Origin of the sequence: Leptolyngbya sp. CCY15150, from assembly GCF_016888135.1 — a bacterium.
GTDB lineage: Bacteria > Cyanobacteriota > Cyanobacteriia > RECH01 > RECH01 > RECH01.
This window is the reverse complement of record NZ_JACSWB010000207.1, coordinates 303,097-323,682: the sequence shown is the minus strand read 5'-3', so window position 1 is coordinate 323,682 and position 20,586 is coordinate 303,097. Positions and strand designations below refer to the sequence as shown.

The following is a 20,586-nucleotide window of genomic DNA, read 5'->3' as shown; positions in this document are numbered from 1 at the left end:
TCCGTTGATGGTATTCAACTTGCGATGAAACGTCCTAAAGTTATTTTTCTGGACGCGGTCGGCACCCTCATTGGCGTCCGTGGAACCGTTGGTGAAGTCTATTGCGATATTGCGAAGGTCTATGGCGTCCAGGCGGATCCAATCGCCGTGAACGAGGCCTTTTACGATAGTTTTAAGGCCGCTTCAACCATGGCCTTTCCCGGTATTGACGAAGATGAAATTGAAGAGCGGGAGTTTGGCTGGTGGTGGGCGATCGCTGCTCAGACCTTCCAGCGGGCTGGCGTGCTAGACCAGTTTGATAACTTTGCCGGCTTTTTTGCCTCCCTCTATGCCCACTTTGCCACCGCTGATCCGTGGTTCGTCTATGCAGACGTGCGCTGGGCCCTAGAACATTGGCAAAGCCAAGATATTGAGCTGGGCATCATCTCCAACTTTGACTCTCGGCTGCACCGCGTTTTACCGGCGCTGAAGCTCGATGGCTTCTTTTCCTCCGTCACCCTGTCCACCCAGGCAGGATCGGCGAAGCCCGACCCCCGTATCTTTGAAATCGCTCTAGCAAAACATGACTGCGCGCCAGAAGATGCTTGGCACATTGGCGATAGCTTCCGCCAAGACTATGAAGGGGCCAGGGCCGCTGGCCTGCGCGGCGTGTGGCTGCGTCGCAGTGAGGTAGAGAGCGAGCAACCTGTTCCGGCCTAGCTAATCTGATGGGGGCATGCTCCAACCGCCATGGATGCCCCTATCAGGCTAGCTGCGATCGCTATATGGTATGCCATAGCCCCAAGTTGCCACGGTACCGAAGGGTAGAGTAGCTATGGGGTAGGGTAACTATGGGATCAGGCCCATCCTGGGTGGTTCTGGCTATAGGTCGCTCCGCGTGACCCACATCAGATCCAAGAGCAAGAACTAGTACTCTGAGGCCTAAGTGACCCGCCTAGGTGCTGAGGCGGGAAACCTGGTTTGTCCTAGAATTCCTTTTCGTTCTTCTATCTTCGCTCTTCTATCTTCGTTCTTCTGTCTTGCATTCCTAAGGGGTGCAGGCATCACCCTGGGCAAGTTCAGATGCGCCCAGCAACGTTTTGAGGATCACACAGCGGGTAGATCCAGAGCCATCTGCCGGCACTTGAACGACCACAGTGATCGGTAGATTGCCATCTGAGACCAAGATGCCATTGGGGTCAAACACGACCGAATCGACCTCGGCACCGTTGCCATCAAAGACGTCTAAGCTAGCCATTCCATTGGCCAGCCGTCCTTCACCCAAAAGCTCGGTGTTACGCCCCCCACCCCCTGCAGAGCCATAGAGTAACTCCGGTGGATTTCCATCATTGAACTCGACTACCTGATTGCTGCGCAAGCGCCCTGCATCAGTTTGCGATTGGCGGATACGCTGAAATACTTGGTCGGCAAGCTGATTAGCCTCGCGGGAATTGGCAAAGGCAACCCATCCTGGAGCAGCGATCGCTGCCAGAATGCCCACGATAATCACGACTGCCAAAACCTCAATCAGGGTAAAGCCGGCGTTGGCTGGTTGGCGAAGCAGTTTTGCTCTCATGGTGGTTCTCCAAGCCCATGACTGTAAATTCGTTAACATTGGTTTAAATCTCCGACTGCCGGTAGTACTGCTTGTTCTTGCACCCAGGTTGAGGCTGCCCTCTTCTCATCAATCAAGGCTTACATTATTTAGTCAATGGGTGTTTTGCCAATCACCCCACGGCTTAGGACTCTGGTTTCTAGGGCAGTCATAAAGGAATCTTCATTTTGAGCCCCAGACCGTCCATCCGCATTGCCGCGCAGGCGAAGAATCACCTCGGTATTGCGGTTGGTGGCTGAGGGGCCCACGCAGGCATAAAAACTGCGGACTCCGTCCAAGCTTGTAGTGCCTAAGAGTTGATCCGATGGGCTAACGTTAAAGCCGGTGGGACACACAGATTGGTCAGCTGAAACAAATTGAGCGTTTGCACCCTCTCCGCCATCGACAAAATCAACTAACACATCAGGACGACCATCAGCATTCCCGACTTGCAAATTCTCGTCCCCTAGGAACGGCCAGGTTCTGAAGTTCTGTTGGGCTCCTGGGTTAGCATAACCAGGACGGCGCGCTCCCCCTTGGGTAAACTCGGTGAGCGAATAGCGAGTTAGCTGAGCCTGTCCATCCCAGCCCGCGCCATCACTTAACAGATAGACCACAAGTGAATAGGAGTGACCGTTAATGCAGTTGGTGTCCTCAGGCGCATTGCCGTTGGCACAGGCTTGTAAGATCGCATCTGGAAACCGATCTTGCTTCCAAAAGGCCACCACCGGCACGCTGTTTTGGGTGAGATTGGCGGGTAAGTGGTTGACAATGCCAGGACAGAAGTCATCGGTGCCCGGAGCGCCTCGTCCGGTTATGCAGACAGGTTCATAGACGTAGACCGCCTCACGCAGTTCGGTGCTGATGTAGTCCAGCGCATTTTGCATATCCTGTTGGGTTTCATCGCGGGCCGCTTCTCGCTGGTTGGTACCCATGAGTTCTAAGACCAAATACAGCAAGCCAGAAATAATCATGCCTGCCAACGCTGCCGCAATTAAAACTTCCATCATGGTGAAGCCGGCAGAGGCCTGTTGAGAGCGGCGGGCATAACGACGAAAGAGGTGAGAGAAGAATGTGACCATGGTTCGTGACTCAGGGTGGACGGTGCTCAGTGGTGAAACAAAGAATTAAATGGCTGGGTGAACGTTTGACGGAGCGCTGTGTAACCCTAAGCTAGCCGTCACAACCGCCTTGGGCACTGTGAAACTCACATAGGGAGTCACGGGTATCACTCCAGTTCACCTGGGTATTAATCACGGCAAGGGGACGAGTGCTTTGGCTGCTATCGCCGCTCGTAAACCCGAGTCCCGCTTCTTCTGTTTCAAGATCTCCCCAATTCACCGGGTTATCTAGGACGGCATAGACCCGCACCGCCATGTAAAAGTTGGTGGGACGGTTGAGACCGTTTTGCTCGCGGTCTGAGACGACGCCATTGTTGCGAAAGACCTGCATGATAAAGTCAGGTTCGCAGTCGCCGGTAATGTCAATGGGTAGGGCTCGGTTGGCCGGCAGTTGACCACCGTCATAGCTATTGCAGCCAGGGTCGATGGATTGAAGTTGGTTGACAGTGCCGGTGGGCGGCCCTTGATCTGCTAGAGGGCCGTTGCCAACGGCGACTGGCAAGGCAGCAGGCTCATGGCGACCATTGTTGACCATCCCGCGCACTCGGTCAAATTCACCCTGGGCTATCTGGTAGGCCTGCTGAGTCCGTTGGTTTTGCAGGCGTGTGGCGACGGCAATCACAATGGGTGGGGTAATCATGGCCCCCACAATTCCAATCATGATAATCGCGACGAGGGATTCTATAATTGTTAACCCCGATTCAGAGGGGCGATCGCTTGCTTGGAGGTGTTTGGTAAAAGGAACTGACATCATCCGCATCCTCGAACACAGTGGCACAGTAAATAAATAAGTATCTGTAGCGGCCCAACTCAGGCTGGTTGATTAGCCTGGCTTCCTGCTGTCCCGTCCCCCTCCATGCCTGGAAAGGGACAGGAAGCACAGCATGGGGGAGGCAGAAACCGCCAACCCCCATACCTTGCTAGTTACAGTTGGAGTCTGGGATAGCTCGACAGAGCGTCAGCATGTAAGGATCATCCGCCGGGGGCTCGCTATAGAACTCGTTACGGGTGTTTTCCGCTGAGATAAAGCGAGATGCCAGGGGCCCAGCCGGTGCATACTGCAAGCCTACGTCATACCCCCAACGTCGATTAGGTGGGCTGTAGTACCTGATTTGCTCAGCGTTAGGTGGCACGGCACCTGGTTCCCAAGCGCTTTGGTCAAACGGTGACGTGGCATAGCGGCTGAAGGAGAGCTGAATAAACGACCCAGTGAGAAACTGCCGCGGCCAAGTGGTAATAAACCGAGGGAAGTTGTGCAGTCCACCGTAGGATTGGTTGGGACGAGAGGGCACCAGACCGCTGACTACGATCGCATTTTGGCGAACCTCATCCCCTACAATCAACGACTTGCCGTCTGAGAAGTCGTAGTAGGTTTCTCGGTTGGTGAGCCCATATTCTCGGTTTTGTGCAACCCAGTAGTTGTCAGCCACCTGCACGGGGTTGGCATTGTTGGTCACCTTAATGGGCGAGGTCAGATCCATAGGAACTTCCCGCATCCAGCGCTGCCCGCGAACGGTGCTGGGCATGGTGGTTTCGTTGCGTGCCGGGGGCAAGGTACGCGGACGGTTTTGGTTGAGGTAGGAGGTGACGCTGTTGTTGCCCGCGCAGTTGTATTTAGCGGTGGTGTTACCAGCGTTACCGTTGTTCCCTGCGGTCAAGAACCCTTCTTCAATGGAGCCATCACAGAAGTTGTCGGGCAAGGTGGTGATAGCATCAGCTAGCACTTCCGAGGGCCGCCATAGATCGGTATCTGGACGAGAGAAGCGGCGATCGAGTGTGGCGCGGTTGTAGAAGTTGTTGAAGTTTTCGTTGAGCAATTGCTCAAATTCTTCTAGCCGCTGTCCACCGTTGGTTTGATGCAGGTTGAAGTCGCCTTGGATATACACAGGGTTATCCGAGATGAAGGTCAAACCTGACTGAGCCCGGTTTGGACGCATCAGCACAGCACCCTTACGCAGCCGGAAGCCATGGGGACGGCGATCGGGGTCGGGGGCATAATCCACAGGTTTGGGGCTGATGTTGTTGTCGGCATTCAGCGGTGGATCCGTTGAGAGATAGGTATCTCCGCCCGCCCGCATCCGACAGTTTTGGTTGTTTTGCAGGGCAGTGTTGTTGCCACAGGCTGCCCAGCTACCGCCGCTGCGAGGACGGATAATCGCCCCCTCCGAGACAGCATCTTCACGGAAGGCATACACCACACCCCCGGTATCGTTGCCGTTCACGGGCATCCAGAAGTTGCCGCGATAGGTGCTATCTTTGAGCAACTCAAGATCAATGTCGAGCACTCGCACGCTCATCATTTCCCGACCATTCATCAAGGCGGAATCTTTGAACGGCACTCGCACCAAGGTGCCAGCATCGGGGCTCACGCCGCTAGCCGTACGAGGGTCAACACTATCGCATAGCCCTGTCAAACATTCCTTGATCCGCACTTCGATGGGGTGGGTCGGGTTATTGCCGTTGCCTACGTTTGCATTCGGGAGGCTCCAGTCAGCTCGGGGCAGAGGACGCAGAACCACCTCGGAGATATCGCTATCGTTGGTGAGATCTACGAAGCTGGTGTCGTAGGCCATCTCCCGGTAAACGATGTTGGCGTTGTTGACGCTTTGGATGTAGGCGCGGTAGTTGGTACCCGCTGCCCGATCTCGCGCATCACGGAGGTTTGCGTTATCTGTGCCGCCGGCCCGATCGCTGCGATCGCGTCCTGGGAACAGCGCATAGAGAATCGGGTACTTAGGATAGGCTGTGCAGAGCCCACCTAGGGATTCAGTAGCAGCCAAACCATAGAAGGGGCTGCTGTTGGCGGGGTTGGAGGGATCAAAACATCCCGGCTGTGGGCTAGGCCCAGATGAAAAGCCCCGGCGCAAATCGCGAATAATCTGTTCGCGAGTGGAGACAATTTCCGCAAGCGCAATCAACCGATCAAATTCTGGACGGTTGGCTCCGGCCGTTTGGTGCCGCCATAGCTTCAGCCCATAGATAATGTTGTCTGGGGTAAAGCTTTCTGGACGGAGGTTATAAAATTGATAGTTGGTAGCGTTGTCAGTAGCCTTTGTGGGTTGACCTCCTGGAGCCCCTGCCGGTACAGCAGGTAGACCATAGCCAGCACCACCCAGAGGAGACTGTGCATCAACCCCATACAGTTGAAGAATCCGATTTGCCAGCAACTGCATGTCATTGCGGGTGTTGGCATTGGCGGTATAGTCAAACTTCAGCATGTAGTCTACGTTGTAGGCCAACATCCCTAGGGTGCAAGCCGCCGTATGCAAGGTGGCTTGATCCGCAGGGCTGAGGTCGTCGTAGCCATTGAAGTCCGCATCGGCAATGCCACCGCCGTCGCTATTGAGGATGCGACGAAGAATGGAGAAGTCTCCCCACATGGCCATGCTGGGATAGGGATGCACCGTGTTGTCTTGCACGGGCGGGAAGGAGGGAGCGCCGCCGTTGGGGTCGCCCGCATAGTTGGCTAGGTTGGCCAAGGCCCGCATCATGGGCGTTCCAGGGTTGAAGGCGTTCCGTGCCGGAGCTTCAAATTCCCAGCCATTGGTGCCGGTGCCCGCAAAGAAGTTGCTGATCACCAAGGGGTATTCTGTGCCAATGCCGCCCCAGTTGCCCAAGTTTAAGTTCTGGAAGGTTGCCGCTCGGGCTAGGGTTTCCGGCGTTCCGGGGTGGGTCGTGAGCGCCATGCAGGCCGTGGGTAGGTCGGTAGCATCTTCAAAGTGATAGACCGCCATAGACTGCACCGCTGCTAGGTTATCCCGCAAGGTGCGTCGTTGCCGAGCTTCATGGCAGCGGTTGGCATTGCCGCCGGTGCAGGTATTCCAAGGCCGTAGGGGGTCGAGGTCACTGATGTCGGCTTCGTTAAGCCCTGTGACGTTTCGTTCAGGGGGCAACCCTCTTGCATTGAGGATGCCGCCCCAGCCCACGGGGTTGCCCAGCTCCAAACGCTGGCTAACCACAATCTTCATGCCTTCCGCATCGGCCCGGCGTTCCCAGTAGCCATCTAGACCAACGTTGGCGGCGTTGGCATCACCCGTGAGGGCTTCTGTGCGGGTCAGGTCTGCTTCAGTAACCACCAAGCTGCCGTCAGCGGTGGCTAAATCACCGTCGATAGGAATACCCAAGCCAGGAATCGGGACACCTTTGACCCGGGGGTTTGGCCCAAAGCGGTTATCGGCTCGGAAGGAGTCGTCTACGAAGGGCGTATCTTCTGATTGGTTATAAATCCGTCCTTCCCGCAGGAAGATATTGTCTTGCTCACGGTTCCAGCGTGCTTCACGATAAACGCTTGTGTCATCACCAGGAACGTTGCGGGGCTTGGAACGATCTTGGGTGAATAGAAAAACGGGGTCAAGGGAATAGTCAGAAGGAGAAGGCCCGTTGTTGGCTACAGAGTCGCGATCGCGGTTGAACAAAATGGCGTTGTTGTTGCCAATGAGCGGCGCTTCACCTTCGCGATAGACGTGGAAACGGTTTTGGTTTTCAAAGCGATCCGTCCCAATCTTGCCACTCATGGCCTGCCCTTGGAAGGGTTGGTTGCCATCGGTGTTGGGGTCGGTGTCATCCAGATCACCCACCGTGACTTCGGAGGCCTGGCGGGTGTAGAGACAAGAGGCTGGAGAGCTGATCAGGTAAGCATTATAGGAGTTGTTGCCAACAACTAGGCTACCTTCGGTGTGCATCGCCCCGTTCCAGTTAAATTCTGGGCCAGGGAAGATTTCTAGGTCATTCCGGAACCATGCTCCCCACTTGTTGCCCCGGCTATATTCCCGGTCTTGCTGAAACTCTAAGGTCGAGACCGTGCGGTTGCGTTCATCCGGCAGCACGTAAACACTCACCTGGAAGTTTTTCCGCACCATGGAGGTGTTGGCTTGGTCGGGGAACCAACCGGCCTCCGGCTGGGTACCGGTGTTAGTGGCGCAGGCGGGGTTGGCTTGGGAGCTGTTGCTCAACGGCCCGTTGCGGATTTGCAGGGCGTTGGAGCGGGTTTCTAGAGCCGGACGGGTTTGGTTGTTGAGGTCTTGGAAGTTCGCTGGGGTGCGGAAAATCAGCGAGTAGGCAACCCAAGCGTCATCGGTGCCGTCTCCATCGGTGTCAGCCCGATAGCGCCAAGCGTTATCGATGTCGCCATCGCCATTGAGGTCAATGCGCTCTTCTGGGCCGTAGGTGCCAGTTGGGTCGGCAGGAAACGTGTAGGGATCTTGTCCGCCGGGCAGCAGTCGCTGGTTGCCAGGCGTGCTGTTCGCCATCATCTCGTACAGCGACAATTCTGGCGGAATCCCGCTCGGGAGGCGGCTGTCTCGCTCTCGGTTGAACATGTACTCTAGCTTAGCCTTGGCCCGGTCGATGGCAGGCGTGGCGGTGTTATACACAACCCGCTGCTGGCGATCGGCAATGGTGTCATTGGTGCGGCTAAAGCTGCGATAGCTGATGGCTCCAACGCTAAGGCTCACCACCAGCAAAAGAAGAATAGTGGTAGGCAAGACGAAACCGCCAGCCCTGCCCATCACAGAGTGGCGACCTAGCAAAAATAGGGTTTTCAAAACCCAGTTCACAAATGTTTTGGTGAGCTGCTTGGCAAACTGACGAACCTGTCGCAGCAGCTTGCCGAGTGCTTGAATTAACTTACGGGTTGACATAACTGCCTTCCTGTCGGAATTTGGGTGCCTTGGAACAAACGGAGAATAGTGGAATAAATAGGGTAGATTGTCGGGGGCGATCGCCCACTTGGTTGGGGAAAACCAGGGGAAAACCAGAGAGAGATCGAGATAGAATACGCCGCCTAGATTTGCAGGCAGGTGGGCGCAGGCGTAGATGCTCGGGTTGCGCCAAATCCTAATCTGCGTCTTGGGACTTAAAGGCAGAACCCTAAAGAATTAACTTGTGATTCAAGTTGGAATGAGCCGATTCCGCAAAGGTTGATTCTTTTTTGAAATCTTTTTTGAAATCTTGTTGAATCGTGGCGTCAATGCGGGATGAAACGGTTGCAGACCAAGGATTTGAAAGATCTAAATGACGTTGCACGATGACCTGATGATGTCTGAAGATGCGGGATGCGATCGCCCTCCTTGCTTCCCATGGTCGTGGCCCATCTCCTGGCTTGCCCACCATGGACAGCGATCGCTCTGTAGAGATCAGATCTATTCAAGGTCTAGAGCCAGCCTACCCAGGTGCGGCATGAAACTGATCAGGGATTCCATGGAAATGCGGATGTGTTGATTCACGTCAGTAGGCCTATAGCCGCGCATACAACAAACGAGATGTATTGCTACATCTCGCTGTGGGGCCCGAAACAGTCGGGCATATAACTTGAATTGGCACGGCTTTGACCCGTTAAATCCGGTGAAATGTGCTTCTAGGGTAAGAAGCTAGGGTTGCGTTTATACGTCTAGGGTTGGATAGACGTCACAGACATACTGATTGAGATCGATGCCTGCTTCTTTTGCCAAGGCATTGATACCTTTGTGACCTAGGGTTTTGATCGCCTTGGTCGATAGACGTAACCGTACCCAGCAGTTGCCCTCGGGCCACCAAATGCGCTTGTCTTGCAGGTTGGCGTGCTGGAGTTTCTTGGTACGACGGTGGGAGTGAGACACCGCGTAGGCGTTATTGGCTTTTTTGCCAGTGAGTTGACACTTGCGGGACATGGTTCTACTGCGATCGCGACAATGTGCGTTTACACGCAAGATTCAATTCTACCGGATGGTTTGACCAGATGGCTAGTAGTTGCTCGAAGTCGTGCTCCACCACCAGCCTTGCTGGTCTACGATACGTGGCTAGGAACGGCATCAGGGAGGCGATCGCCCGTTTGGGCATGGAACCAGTGACGATGCTGGCTGGGAAGGGCCAAGGTAATCTCGTCTGACCAGGTTTGATCGCTGGGCAGCAGGGCCCGCACTTTCACATCGCTATGCTTCACCTGGATGCTCAGAAGATTGCTCATGCCCAAATGTTCTACGAGGAACACCTTGCCCTCTAGGGTTTCCGTATCCTCAGGGCGGGCGATGCGTACATGCTCAGGACGGATACCCAAAACAGCCTCGGGCGGGGGCGCAAAGCGATCGGGCAGGCGCAGGCGACTGTTGCCCAAGACCGCCGTGTTGCCTTCACAGGGGAGGTTAAACAGGTTCATCTGGGGGCTGCCAATGAAGCCTGCCACAAAGCGATTGGCGGGGCGATCGTAAATGTGGCGGGGTGAGTCGAGCTGCTGCACGTTGCCTTCATGGAGCACTGCCACCTTGGTGGATAGGGTCATGGCTTCGGTTTGGTCGTGGGTGACGTAGACCACCGGCGTGTTTTGGGCATCAAAAATCTGCTTCAAATCTGCCCGCACCTGTTCCCGCAGTAGGGCATCGAGGTTGCTGAGCGGTTCATCCAGCAGAAAAACATCGGGGCGACGCACCAGGGCCCGGCCCAATGCCACCCGCTGCCGCTGTCCACCGGATAGCTTGGCAGGCTTGCGGTCGAGCAACTCGTTGAGCCCCAACACCCGAGTGGCATCGGCTACCCGTTCTTGGATGGCGGAGGTGGACATATTGCGCAGTTTTAGCCCCGAGGCCATGTTGTCGTAGACGGTCATGTGGGGATAGAGGGCATAGCTTTGAAACACCATGGCAATGTTGCGATCGCCTGCACTCACATGGGTCACGTCTTGTTCGCCAATCATCACCCGACCGCGCGTCGGCTGTTCGAGACCGGCAACCATGCGCAGGGTGGTGGATTTTCCGCAACCGGAGGGCCCCACAAGGGTGAGAAATTCGCCGTCATCGACCGTAAAGCTCATGTCTTTGACGGGGACAATGGTGCGGCCGTAGGTTTTGTTGAGATGTTGTACTTCGAGCTTAGCCATAGCAACTTTTCCGTAGTCGGTGGGTCAGACTGTGAATCAAGGGGTAGGAGAACCAAATGCGGGCAATGCCTTGGGGAAGGCGATCGCCCTTAGCCTTTGACGGAACCGGAGGTCAGCCCTTGAACGATCTGGCGCTGGAAAAACAGCACAAAGAGAATCAGGGGTAGGGTTCCCATAATGGTGGCGGCGGCTAGGGGGCCGTAGGGGATGTCAAAGAGAGTGGTGCCAGCCAGTTGGGCAGCAGCCACGGGAACGGTTTGCATACTCTCTCGGGTGATGAATGTGAGTGCAAAAATGTACTCATTCCAGGCGAAGATAAACGCCAAGATGCCGGTGGTGGCCAGGGCCGGGAGGGTCATGGGCAAGACAATCTTTTGCAGCATTTGCAGGGTGTTGTAGCCATCGACCTTGGCAGAATCTTCGAGATCGCGGGGCAACTGCTGGAAGAAGCTGCGCATCACCAAAATGGTCAGGGGCAAATTAATGGCGGTGTAGGGGATAATCAACGCCAGATAATTGTTCGCAAGACCGGCAGCGCGCACCAGTTCCAGCAATCCTAGGAAGAGCAAAATGTAGGGGAATAGGGTGACCACTAAGACCATCGCCAGAATAATCTGTTCGCCGGGGATGCGCAGGCGGGCCAGGGCATAGGCTGCCGGTGCGCCAATGCAGAGGCAGAGCACCGTGGAGATAATCGCCACAAAGGCGCTGTTGAACAGGTAGCGGTGGAAGTGGTTTCGGGCGAAGAGGTCAATATAGTGTTGAAAGGTATATTGATCCAACGCGGGAATATAGACCACGGGGTCGGTGGTAATCGCCTCGTTGGTTTTAATCGAGGTCAAGAGTTCCCATAGCACCGGCCCCAAACTGAAGATCAAAATGAAGGCGATCGCCACCCATAGGGTAACTTGCACCCAAGTGGGGCGGGCTTTGGTGGGATTGGAGGCCACCACAGGCTTTTGGGTTGTAGTCATGCGTCAGCTCCGGTAGCAGCAGAACGGGCTTTGTTGAAGTAGGCGATCGCCACGGCCACCACGGCAATCAAAATCAGGAAGGTGACGACGACCAAGGCAGCACCGTAGCCAAAGTCGAGGTAGCGCATCACGGTGGAATAGATATAGAGCGACACCATTTCAGTAGCCCCGCCTGGCCCCCCGCCGGTCATGACGGAGATCAAATCGAAGATGCCGAAGGCTTGGGCAAAGCGGAAGAGCATGGCGATCAAAATTTGCGGCATCAGCAAGGGCAAGGTAATTTGCCGAAAGCTCTGCCAGCGACTTGCGCCATCAATGGCATGGGCCTCGTAAAGATCCTGGGGAATAGACTGTAGACCCGCCAGCAGCAGGATGCTGACAAAGGAGGTGGTTTTCCATACGTCAGCCGCGATCGTGCAAATCATTGCCCAGGCAGGATCGCCCAGCCAGTTCACCGGATTGCCGATCAGCGGCACCCAGTTCATCAGCATGTCGTTCCAGACGCCATACTCGCTGTTAAAAATCCAGCGCCAGGCCAGGGCGATCAAGGCGGTAGGCAAGGCCCAGGGCAAAATGGCAATGGTGCGCACCAGCCCTCGCCCGCGAAAGGTTTGGTCGAGCACTAGGGCAAAGCCCAGCCCTAGGACTAGCTCAATCACCAAGGACACGGCGGTGAAGATCGAGGTGTTCCAGATACTGCCCCAGAATCGTCCATCGAGGGCCATGCGCGTGTAGTTGTCGAAGCCGGTAAACTCGGCGTTGAGACCATTGCTGAGGTTTTCGGTAAACAGACTCAGCACAAAGGCTCGAATAATGGGATAGGCATAGACGAGGAGCAGTACCAAGATGGCGGGTAAGACCAGCAGCCACCCGGTACGCATCTCTCGCATCCGAATCGTATCTTTCATAGCGATCGCATCTCTTGCTAGGGGGTCGGTGGGTCGCAGACGACCCGAAGAATAGGACTGGTGCGCTTAGGCAGAACCCAAAACCCGACGAGTCTCACCGGCGGCTCGCTCCATGGCGGCTTCTGGCGTCAACTGTCCAGTAATAGCGGCACTGAGGTAGCGCTGCAAAATATCAGAGGCCTGGGCATATTGACCAATGGGCGGACGCAGAACGGCTTGTTCGGCCACCTCCAGCAGTTGCTCATAGTGGTCGTAGGCTTCGAGTACCTGCGGATCGGTGAAGAGCGATCGGCGGCTGGGGACGTAGCCATATTCCACAACAAACTGCCGCTGGGCTTCCTCACTGGTGAAAAACTCGACGACTCGCCACGCTTCATCGGGGTGGGGCGTATTGGCCGAAATTCCAAAGCCCCAGCCGCCCTGACAGGCACCACTGCTGCGTCCTGCTTCAGACACCATGGGCTTCAGGGCCACCTGACCGCGAATGGGCGATCCCTCACGATTCACTTCCGGCCAGACGTAGGGCCAGTTTCTTAGGAAGGCGGCGTTGCCATTTTGGAACACCCGCAGACTGTCTTCTTCTAAATAATTGGTGACACCGGGGGGCGAGACCCGGCTGCTGATGGTTTCTTGGAGAAATTCGACGGCAGCGATCGCTTCCGGTTGATCCAGCCCCACGTCGAGACTCTCGGGATCAATCCAAAAGCCGCCGTGCCCTTCTAGGATTTCCACAAAACCGGCGGCTAGACCTTCATACTGCAACCCTTGCCACACATAGCCCCAGTTCACTAACTCTTGCTCCTGGAGGGTGCGGGACGCATCGAGCAGTTCCTCAAAGGTATCCGGTGGCTCTAACCCGGCTTCTTCCAATAAATCCGTGCGGTAGTAGAGCATTCCCACATCAGAACGGAAGGGCATACGATACAGCCCTCCCTCGACCTGCCCCGCTTCCACATCAGCGGTGAGGAAATCTGCTAGATCGTCCTCGGACACTCGATCGGATAGATCTGTAAGCCAGCCCGCCGCTGCAAATTTAGGAATCCAAACAATATCGGAAAAGATAAGATCATAGGGAGAATCGCCTAGCAGGAAGGAGGCGGTATATAAATCCTCCACGGCATCGGCGGCATTGGGGCCACGAATCACATCAAGACGAATGTCGGGATTATCGGCTTCAAATTCATCCACTAGGATCTGTAGCTGATCTGCTTCCAAGGCGCGCACGAGGAAACTAATCGTCACCGGCTGTTGGGCTAGGGCAATCAGGCCTATGCTGATCGCGCCGATACAAGACAAAAGAGCGATCGCTATCCATCGCGATCGCTGCATACGCCGCCCCAGCCCCCGCAACGGTGCAACTATGTGGGTCAGGTCGTGAAGCCAAGATCTCAGGGTATTCATGCTCGGGGTCTCTATACAACGATCGCTAGGGGTGCAGCTCTAGGCTGAAGAGATGGAACTGCAACGCTGGGCTTTTGGATCAAAACCTAAGGCCTGATTCAGATACAGCAACAGTCCTGTCGCATAGACAAACCATTCACCACGGGCGCAGCCAACCTAGACGAGCTACAGCAATCAGCGATCGCTCATGAGCCTCCCAACGGCGGGCCAGCCCCGGCTTACGAGAAACCTTAAGGTTTTCTTCATAACCTAGAAATGTGTCTTTAGCTTAGGAATTTGTCTGTTGCGATACATCTCTCTAGAGACAGATATGATGAGAACGTGCAATACTTCGTAATATTGGCAGTGCAGGCGATTGCTCCTCCATCGCTGCCACAATATCTCGTAGATCTGTTTGAATGGAGATCAGCAGGCCTAATCAGTCTGTATCTCAGGGAGCCCTGACGGGCTCTTAATGGCGGGACAGGTTGTTCCGCTTTTTTGTCCTTCTACCCGTTGGGTCTGGATCTAGACCGGCGATCGCTTTTGGGATGGTACTTTGATTGCTTGATCGACGATGAATCGTCGATTGATTGCGATAGAGTGCTATCCCAACGACACCGAACTGGCATCCAATCCCCTATCCTCCACCTAATTCTGGCAACGATGACCCAATCCGTCTTGACTCCGCTTGAAAATCCTCTCCTCATTGGCTATGGGCTGCCGCCCTTCGATCGCATCCAGCCTGAGCATGTGGTGCCCGCCATCACCCAACTGCTCACGGAGCTAGATGACGAGTTGGCTTACTTAGAAGATCGGGGCACTCCCACCTGGGCAGGCTTGATCGAGCCCCTCACCCACATTGAAGAACGGCTGTCCTGGAGTTGGGGGGTGATTGGCCATTTGATGAGCGTTAAGAATAGTCCAGACTTGCGGGAAGCTCAGCAGACGGTGCAGCCAGCGGTGGTGCAGTTTATCAATCGCCTCAGCCAAAGCCAGTCTCTATACGAGGGCTATAAAGCGATTCGGGATGGCGAGGAATGGCAGCAGTTGGATGCGGCCCAGCGCCGTATTGTTGAGGCGAATATTCGCGAGGCCGAATTTGCTGGCGTGGGGCTCACCGGAGAGATTCGCGATCGCTTCAATGAGGTTCAGCTTGAACTGGCGGAAATGGGCACGGATTTTTCCAACCACGTGCTAGATGCCACCAAGGCGATCTCCTTCCTGTTTACCCAGGCTGACGAGGTAGATGGATTGCCGCCCAGTTTGCGATCGCTGGCGGCCCAAATGGCACGGATGGCAGGAGAAACCGAAGCGACGGCCGAGGCTGGCCCTTGGTTGATTACCCTCGACTTTCCTAGCTATCTGCCGTTTATGCAGCATAGCCGCCGCCGCGATCTGCGAGAAAAACTATACCGGGCGTTTGTCGGCCGGGCCGCTTCCGGAGAATTTGACAACACCGCCCTGCTGCGCCGCATTTTAGAACTGCGGCAGATCAAAGCCCAGATCCTCGGCTTCGGCTCCTACGCAGATCTGAGCCTGGCCAGCAAAATGGCTCCAGATGTGGCGGCCGTGGAAGCGCTGCTAGAGTCCCTACGCCGATCGAGCTACGATGCGGCCGTGCATGACTTGGAGCAGCTTACCGCCTTTGCCCAGGCTCAAGATCCCACCGTCACCACCCTGGCCCATTGGGATATTCCCTTTTGGTCGGAGCGGCAGCGGGAGATTGAGTTTGCCTTAAATGAAGAAGAGCTGCGCCCCTATTTTCCCCTCACCCAGGTGCTGGATGGTTTGTTTGACCTGGCCCGCCAACTCTTTGGGGTCATTATTACCCCCGCAGACGGGCAGGCTCCGGTATGGCATGACGATGTGCGCTACTTCCAAGTGTCGGATGAGCAAGGGAAAGCGATCGCTTACTTCTACCTCGATCCCTACAGCCGTCCTGCGGAAAAACAGGGGGGCGCTTGGATGAATGTCTGTCTCCAGCGGGCCAAGATTCGCTTGGTAGAAGGAGAACGGCTGCGGTTGCCCATCGCCTATTTGATTTGTAACCAATCACCGCCGGTGGATGACGTTCCCAGTCTGATGACCTTCCGGGATGTGGAAACCCTGTTCCATGAATTTGGGCATGGGCTGCAGCATATGCTAACCACCGTGGATTACTCCGGGGCCTCGGGAATTAACAACGTGGAATGGGATGCAGTGGAACTGCCCAGCCAGTTTATGGAAAATTGGTGCTACCGACGCTCTACCTTGATGAGCTTGGGCAAGCATTACCAAACTGGCGAACCGTTGCCCGATGAGTATTACCAAAAGCTGGTGACGGCCCGCACCTACATGAGCGGCAGTGCCACCCTGCGCCAAGTTCATCTCAGCCTGCTAGATCTGGAGCTCCACCATCGCTACCAGCCCACCAGCGATGAAACCCCCAACCAAGTGCGCGATCGCCTCGCTGCCACCACCATGGTGCTATCGCCCTTGCCAGAAGATTCCTTCCTCTGCGCCTTCAAGCATATTTTTGCCGGGGGCTATGCGGCGGGCTACTACAGCTATAAGTGGGCTGAGGTGCTGAGTGCCGATGCTTTCGCTGCCTTTGAGGAAGCGGGTCTAGACGATGACGGAGCGATCGCGGAGGTGGGACGGCGGTTTCGCGATACGGTGCTGGCCCTAGGCGGTAGCCAGCCGCCCATGGAGGTGTTCAAGGCGTTCCGAGGCCGGGAACCGGATCCCTCCGCCTTGCTGCGCCACAGTGGGTTACTGGTATCGGCTTAGGTCTGAATCGCCTAGTCTGGATCACTTAGCTCTAGATCACCTAGGTCTAGATCACCTAGGTCTAGATTACCGATCTGGATCACCTACGTTTGGATCATGGCATCGAGCGCACCCTGGAGATCTTGGGTGAGGCTGGTGATGGCTTGACGGCGATTGCCCTGATAGTCATCCCAGCGATCGCTCACACACAGGGGTTGCCCCACCGTCATCTGCACCCGTTGGGCTCCCAGTCGAGGGATTTGGGAGGTGCGATCGCCCTTGATGCGCGCAATGGTTTTCCACAGCAGCAGCAGGGTATCGGCAAAGCGCTCCACGGTAGGTTTTTCCTTCACGTAGCGCCCTGTGACGCTGACGAAGTTTTCCACTAGTCGCATGTGCCACAGTCGCAGATCCGCTTCTTCCGCAATGCGATCGGCCAACCCCTGCTCCACTGGCGATAGGTCAGACAGTTGTAGATCATTGCGATAAATCCGATCCCAGCCCGCCTGCTCCACCCGCCGACAGCGATCGATCACCGTACCCTTGGGCGTGAGCTGGAAGAACTGTTCTGCCACAATCAGGGCCGTATCCAGCAACGTCTGCAAGCGCTGGGGGAGATCAAGCGAGGTATCCCCCGCCTGGGATGGGTTAGCAAGGGCATCGGCTAGGGCTTCGGGCAGCATATGCTGATAAAAGCGAATGTAGTAGCGCTCAAGCTGAACCAATAAATGTTCGCCCAGACCGTATAGCCGCTGGTATAGCCACGTTTCTTGCTCAGGGGTGAGGGGTTGCCCATTGCGAATGGTGGGTAAGGTAGCCGGTGCGGGCGGCGGCACCCAACCACTGTCGGCTTCAAGCTGGCTAAGTAATTGGACGAGGCTTGTCCAAGGAGCCGTCGTGAAGTGGTACTGAATGCCTAAAGGTAAGATAAATACCTGGGTATCGCGATCGCGTACATCTTCCGCACACCAAAAGCCAAACTGGGCAATGCCAGGTTCTAGGGGGCTAATCAGTTCATTATGACCATTGGTGCCGCCTTCCGGAGCCGCCGCCATGGGAAAGTCTCCCTGGGCAAAGAGCTGGCGGATGGAGCGTAGACCCGGGCGATCGAGACCGCCGCGCCGGATGGGGGTGCCGCCAAGCTGGGCCATCAGCCAGCCCACCGGTCGCCCTGCCCAAAGGGGAATGCCGCGATCGTAGACAAAATGGACATGGGGGTTGGTGATTCGAATACCCTGCTGGGAAGCGATCGCCGGTAGCTGTGACCAGATCATCTGGGCGATGCACAGTGGATCGCTGGTGGACGGATGGCGGAAGGCAATCAGGAAGCGGGCTTTGCCCGACTGAAAGTCTTGGTATAGGCGGGCGAGGGTGTCGCCATTGTGAACCTCGACTTGGTCAATCTTCAGCCGCCAGCGCAGCCAGAACGGGAGGAGCGATCGCGCCCCCTGCCAAACAGCAGCATTAAACGAAGGTTCGATAAAAGCCAGCGGCGGTTGAACTTCAGTGACAAAGTAGGACACAGCAACAATCCTCAAGAGGGATGAAATAGCCTGCCCTCGTTGAGATAACGGGTTAGGCTCTGATGTCCAGAATACCCATCATTCCGCGATCTTCGTGATCAAGAATGTGACAGTGGTAAACTGTCATACCCGAAAATTGGTCAAAGGGCACGCGAATACGTACCCGTTCATATCGTGGCACTAGCACGGTGTCCTTCCATGCACGGTAAGGCTCCGCCACACCATTGCGTTCGATCACCTGGAAGGGATTGACGTGAATGTGAAAGGGATGATCCATGCCGCCGTCGTTGATAATCTCCCAGTCTTCCACGGTGTTGAGCTGGACTTCGGTGTCAACGCGATGGTGGTCAAACATTTGACCATTGATCAAAAAGCCCGGCATCATGCCGCCACCCATGCCGCCGCGATGCATACCGCCCATGCCGCCATTCATCCCCGGCATACCCATGCCGCCGCGCTGCGTACCATCCTGATTCATGCCGCCCATGCCGCCACCCATGCCATGGTTAAGCACAAACGTCCGCACTTGGCTAGGTTCCGGCAGGGCCTCAATGGGTAGAAGCTGAGTGGGTGGAGCCATCACCGTGGTGCGATCGCCATAGACGAGTCGAGCCAGCACCTCCGGCTGATCCTGAATGGTTTGGTTGTCCATGCCTTGCATCATCGTCATCAGACCGCGATCGTAGGGAAGGTTAAGCACCTCATACTCACCCGCCGCTTCTGTCCCATGAACCAACACCTCGGCCCGTTCACCGGGCGTTAGGAGCACCTCTTCCACGGTCACCGGCGCTTCCAAGGCTCCGGCATCACTGGCAATCCAATGCATGGGATGGGAAGCGATCGCCAATCGATAAAATCGCGAAGCCGATGCGTTGACGATACGCAGCCGCAGTAATCCATCTTGGGGAATTGTGAAACTAGGGCGGCGCTGACCGTTGACCGTGAGGATCGATCCTTCCCGTCCCCACATTTGAGCCATAGGGCTAGGAGTGGCTACCTGCTGCTGACTCACGTCAAAATCTTTGAGCACCAGAATTGCCTCGCTGGCCGCCTGCACTTCGGGAATGTCATCCAAGGCACCACGGACAATCAACACACCGGAAAGACCGCCAAACACCTGCTCGGCCACCAGCCCATGGTGATGGGGGTGATACCAAAAGGTGCCCGCAGGATGATCGGCAGGCAATGTAAAGTCGTAGGTGAAGGTCTCTCCCGGTGGCACCGACAAAAAAACATTATCAGCCGTGCCGGTGGGCGGAATATGTAGACCGTGGTAGTGCAGATTGGTGGGAGTCGCCAAGCCATTGGTGAAGCGAATGCGGATGGTGTCGCCTGCGCGGGCTTCCAAGATCGGGCCGGGCATCTGACCGTTGTAGGTCATGACCTGGACGGGGCGACCGTCGCCTAGGAGGTCAAGACGTTCCATCCTAGCTGTAAGATCCACCTCTAAAAGTCCCCCTTGGCTGATGAAGCGATCGCTCAAGGGCTGAGCACGGCTTATGGTTGAAGAAATACAGCGGGGTAGCATGATAGCCCCTGCGGTTGCGCCAGCAAGGGTCAAAAAGTGACGGCGATTGATCATGGTTGTAACAACTGAGTGAGCATACTCCATTATGGCCATGTAGCTATGAATACTGGGGGGCGATCGCTTCGATCAGAGAAAATCTATACTTATCTAATATCCTGAGTTCAAATAAACATCCCTCACGGGCGTCGAGGCGAACGGAGTCAACGATAGACGATTGCTGAATCGATAGATGATTTGCCCTCATCCCCAACCCTTCTCCCTAGGGAGAAGGGAGCTAGAACTCCTGTTCCCTCTTCCTAGGGCTAGGGCTAGAGTGAGGGCGGATTGAGCCATTCATACTTGTATTCAGCAACGCTCGATAGGCAACGACGCTTGAGGACGTAGGTTTTGGGGGGCGATCGCCCTCTAGCTAGATGTCCACTTCTATGATGGATCACACCCCTGTTCTCAAACGAGAGCCTGGATGCCACACTAGTAGTGAATGTTGTTTCAGCGTACCTGTAACCATGCAGCTTTCCTTGGCTTTGAGTGATCCAGATCTCAACTCTGACGAACTAGAGGTCTTAACCCAAACCCTGCACCGCCAGCTCTATGATTTAGCGGAAGATGTTGAACGAGTGCCCGTTCAAACTATGTCTCCAGCGGGAAGCTTGGTGCAAAAAGGGGACGAAACCGAGCCAGGTTTACTGCAAATGGAGGTGAACCTAGACAGCGTTCGCAAACTGGCGGCTTGGCTCTGGCAGCGCTTGGCAGGGCGATCGACCAAGGCCACGCTGAAATTTGGCGAGGGTAGTCGTGCTGTGGAGTTTTCCTTTGAAGGCAATAGTCAAACCGATTTGGCTGCAACCCTAGAGGATGCGACCGGGTTTATTGAACGAGTCTTGCAGCTTCAGGCAGAGCAGCAGGGCTCCCAGGCGATCCTAGAAACGGACGGCTCATGAGTGAACGAAAACCAAGTCATTTTCTTGTAGGCTGAGAT

At 55.6% G+C, this 20,586-nt stretch carries 15 protein-coding genes; 4 read left to right on the top strand and 11 right to left on the bottom strand.

The genetic code is table 11. The annotated features are described in order from the left end of the window. Window positions 1-24: 24 nt before the first annotated feature. On the top strand, window positions 25-699 hold the full coding sequence (locus JUJ53_RS15380; RefSeq protein WP_204152891.1) for an HAD-IA family hydrolase: 675 nt from the start codon (window positions 25-27) through the stop codon (window positions 697-699). Between the two features lie 328 nt (window positions 700-1,027). Here the strand turns inward: JUJ53_RS15380 and JUJ53_RS15375 are convergent, their stop codons facing one another. The 4 genes from JUJ53_RS15375 to hpsA form a co-directional block, all read right to left on the bottom strand. Next, window positions 1,028-1,555, bottom strand: a complete 528-nt coding sequence (locus tag JUJ53_RS15375) for a prepilin-type N-terminal cleavage/methylation domain-containing protein (RefSeq protein ID WP_239125086.1) — start codon at window positions 1,553-1,555, stop codon at window positions 1,028-1,030. A gap of 128 nt (window positions 1,556-1,683) precedes the next feature. Beyond that, the gene (locus JUJ53_RS15370) at window positions 1,684-2,655 is read right to left on the bottom strand and encodes a hypothetical protein (RefSeq protein WP_204152889.1); all 972 of its coding nucleotides are present in this window, start codon (window positions 2,653-2,655) and stop codon (window positions 1,684-1,686) included. Window positions 2,656-2,746: 91 nt separating this feature from the next. Next, the gene (locus tag JUJ53_RS15365) at window positions 2,747-3,445 is read right to left on the bottom strand and encodes a type II secretion system GspH family protein (RefSeq protein WP_204152888.1); all 699 of its coding nucleotides are present in this window, start codon (window positions 3,443-3,445) and stop codon (window positions 2,747-2,749) included. 169 nt (window positions 3,446-3,614) lie between these two features. Then, complete coding sequence (gene hpsA / locus JUJ53_RS15360) at window positions 3,615-8,333, bottom strand: hormogonium polysaccharide biosynthesis protein HpsA (RefSeq protein WP_204152887.1); 4,719 nt, start codon at window positions 8,331-8,333, stop codon at window positions 3,615-3,617. 407 nt (window positions 8,334-8,740) lie between these two features. On the opposite strand from hpsA, the gene JUJ53_RS25145 reads away from it, so the two are divergent. Further along, window positions 8,741-8,875, top strand: a complete 135-nt coding sequence (locus tag JUJ53_RS25145) for a hypothetical protein (protein ID WP_275415774.1) — start codon at window positions 8,741-8,743, stop codon at window positions 8,873-8,875. 199 nt (window positions 8,876-9,074) lie between these two features. On the opposite strand, the gene rpmB is transcribed toward JUJ53_RS25145, so the two are convergent. The 5 genes from rpmB to JUJ53_RS15335 form a co-directional block, all read right to left on the bottom strand. Further along, entirely contained in the window at window positions 9,075-9,341 is a 267-nt protein-coding gene (rpmB, locus tag JUJ53_RS15355; RefSeq protein WP_204152886.1) for a 50S ribosomal protein L28, read from the bottom strand. Between the two features lie 116 nt (window positions 9,342-9,457). Next, complete coding sequence (locus JUJ53_RS15350; protein WP_204152885.1) at window positions 9,458-10,543, bottom strand: ABC transporter ATP-binding protein; 1,086 nt, start codon at window positions 10,541-10,543, stop codon at window positions 9,458-9,460. A gap of 89 nt (window positions 10,544-10,632) precedes the next feature. Further along, window positions 10,633-11,517, bottom strand: coding sequence for a carbohydrate ABC transporter permease (locus tag JUJ53_RS15345; protein ID WP_204152884.1), 885 nt, complete (start codon window positions 11,515-11,517; stop codon window positions 10,633-10,635). Continuing rightward, window positions 11,514-12,425, bottom strand: a complete 912-nt coding sequence (locus tag JUJ53_RS15340; RefSeq protein ID WP_204152883.1) for a sugar ABC transporter permease — start codon at window positions 12,423-12,425, stop codon at window positions 11,514-11,516. Before JUJ53_RS15340 ends, JUJ53_RS15345 begins: the two co-directional genes overlap by 4 nt. Window positions 12,426-12,491: 66 nt before the next feature. After that, window positions 12,492-13,766, bottom strand: coding sequence for an ABC transporter substrate-binding protein (locus JUJ53_RS15335; RefSeq protein WP_343327967.1), 1,275 nt, complete (start codon window positions 13,764-13,766; stop codon window positions 12,492-12,494). A 705-nt stretch (window positions 13,767-14,471) separates the two neighbouring features. On the opposite strand from JUJ53_RS15335, the gene JUJ53_RS15330 reads away from it, so the two are divergent. Beyond that, window positions 14,472-16,577 carry a M3 family metallopeptidase gene (locus JUJ53_RS15330; RefSeq protein ID WP_204152882.1) on the top strand — a complete coding sequence of 702 codons (2,106 nt, stop codon included), beginning with the start codon at window positions 14,472-14,474 and terminating at the stop codon, window positions 16,575-16,577. A gap of 83 nt (window positions 16,578-16,660) precedes the next feature. Here the strand turns inward: JUJ53_RS15330 and JUJ53_RS15325 are convergent, their stop codons facing one another. Continuing rightward, the gene (locus tag JUJ53_RS15325) at window positions 16,661-18,079 is read right to left on the bottom strand and encodes a 1-acyl-sn-glycerol-3-phosphate acyltransferase (protein ID WP_204152881.1); all 1,419 of its coding nucleotides are present in this window, start codon (window positions 18,077-18,079) and stop codon (window positions 16,661-16,663) included. A 52-nt stretch (window positions 18,080-18,131) separates the two neighbouring features. Beyond that, on the bottom strand, window positions 18,132-19,661 hold the full coding sequence (locus tag JUJ53_RS15320; RefSeq protein ID WP_204152880.1) for a multicopper oxidase family protein: 1,530 nt from the start codon (window positions 19,659-19,661) through the stop codon (window positions 18,132-18,134). A gap of 452 nt (window positions 19,662-20,113) precedes the next feature. Between JUJ53_RS15320 and JUJ53_RS15315 the strand changes: the two genes are divergently transcribed. Further along, window positions 20,114-20,548, top strand: coding sequence for a hypothetical protein (locus JUJ53_RS15315; protein WP_204152879.1), 435 nt, complete (start codon window positions 20,114-20,116; stop codon window positions 20,546-20,548). Window positions 20,549-20,586 lie beyond the last annotated feature (38 nt).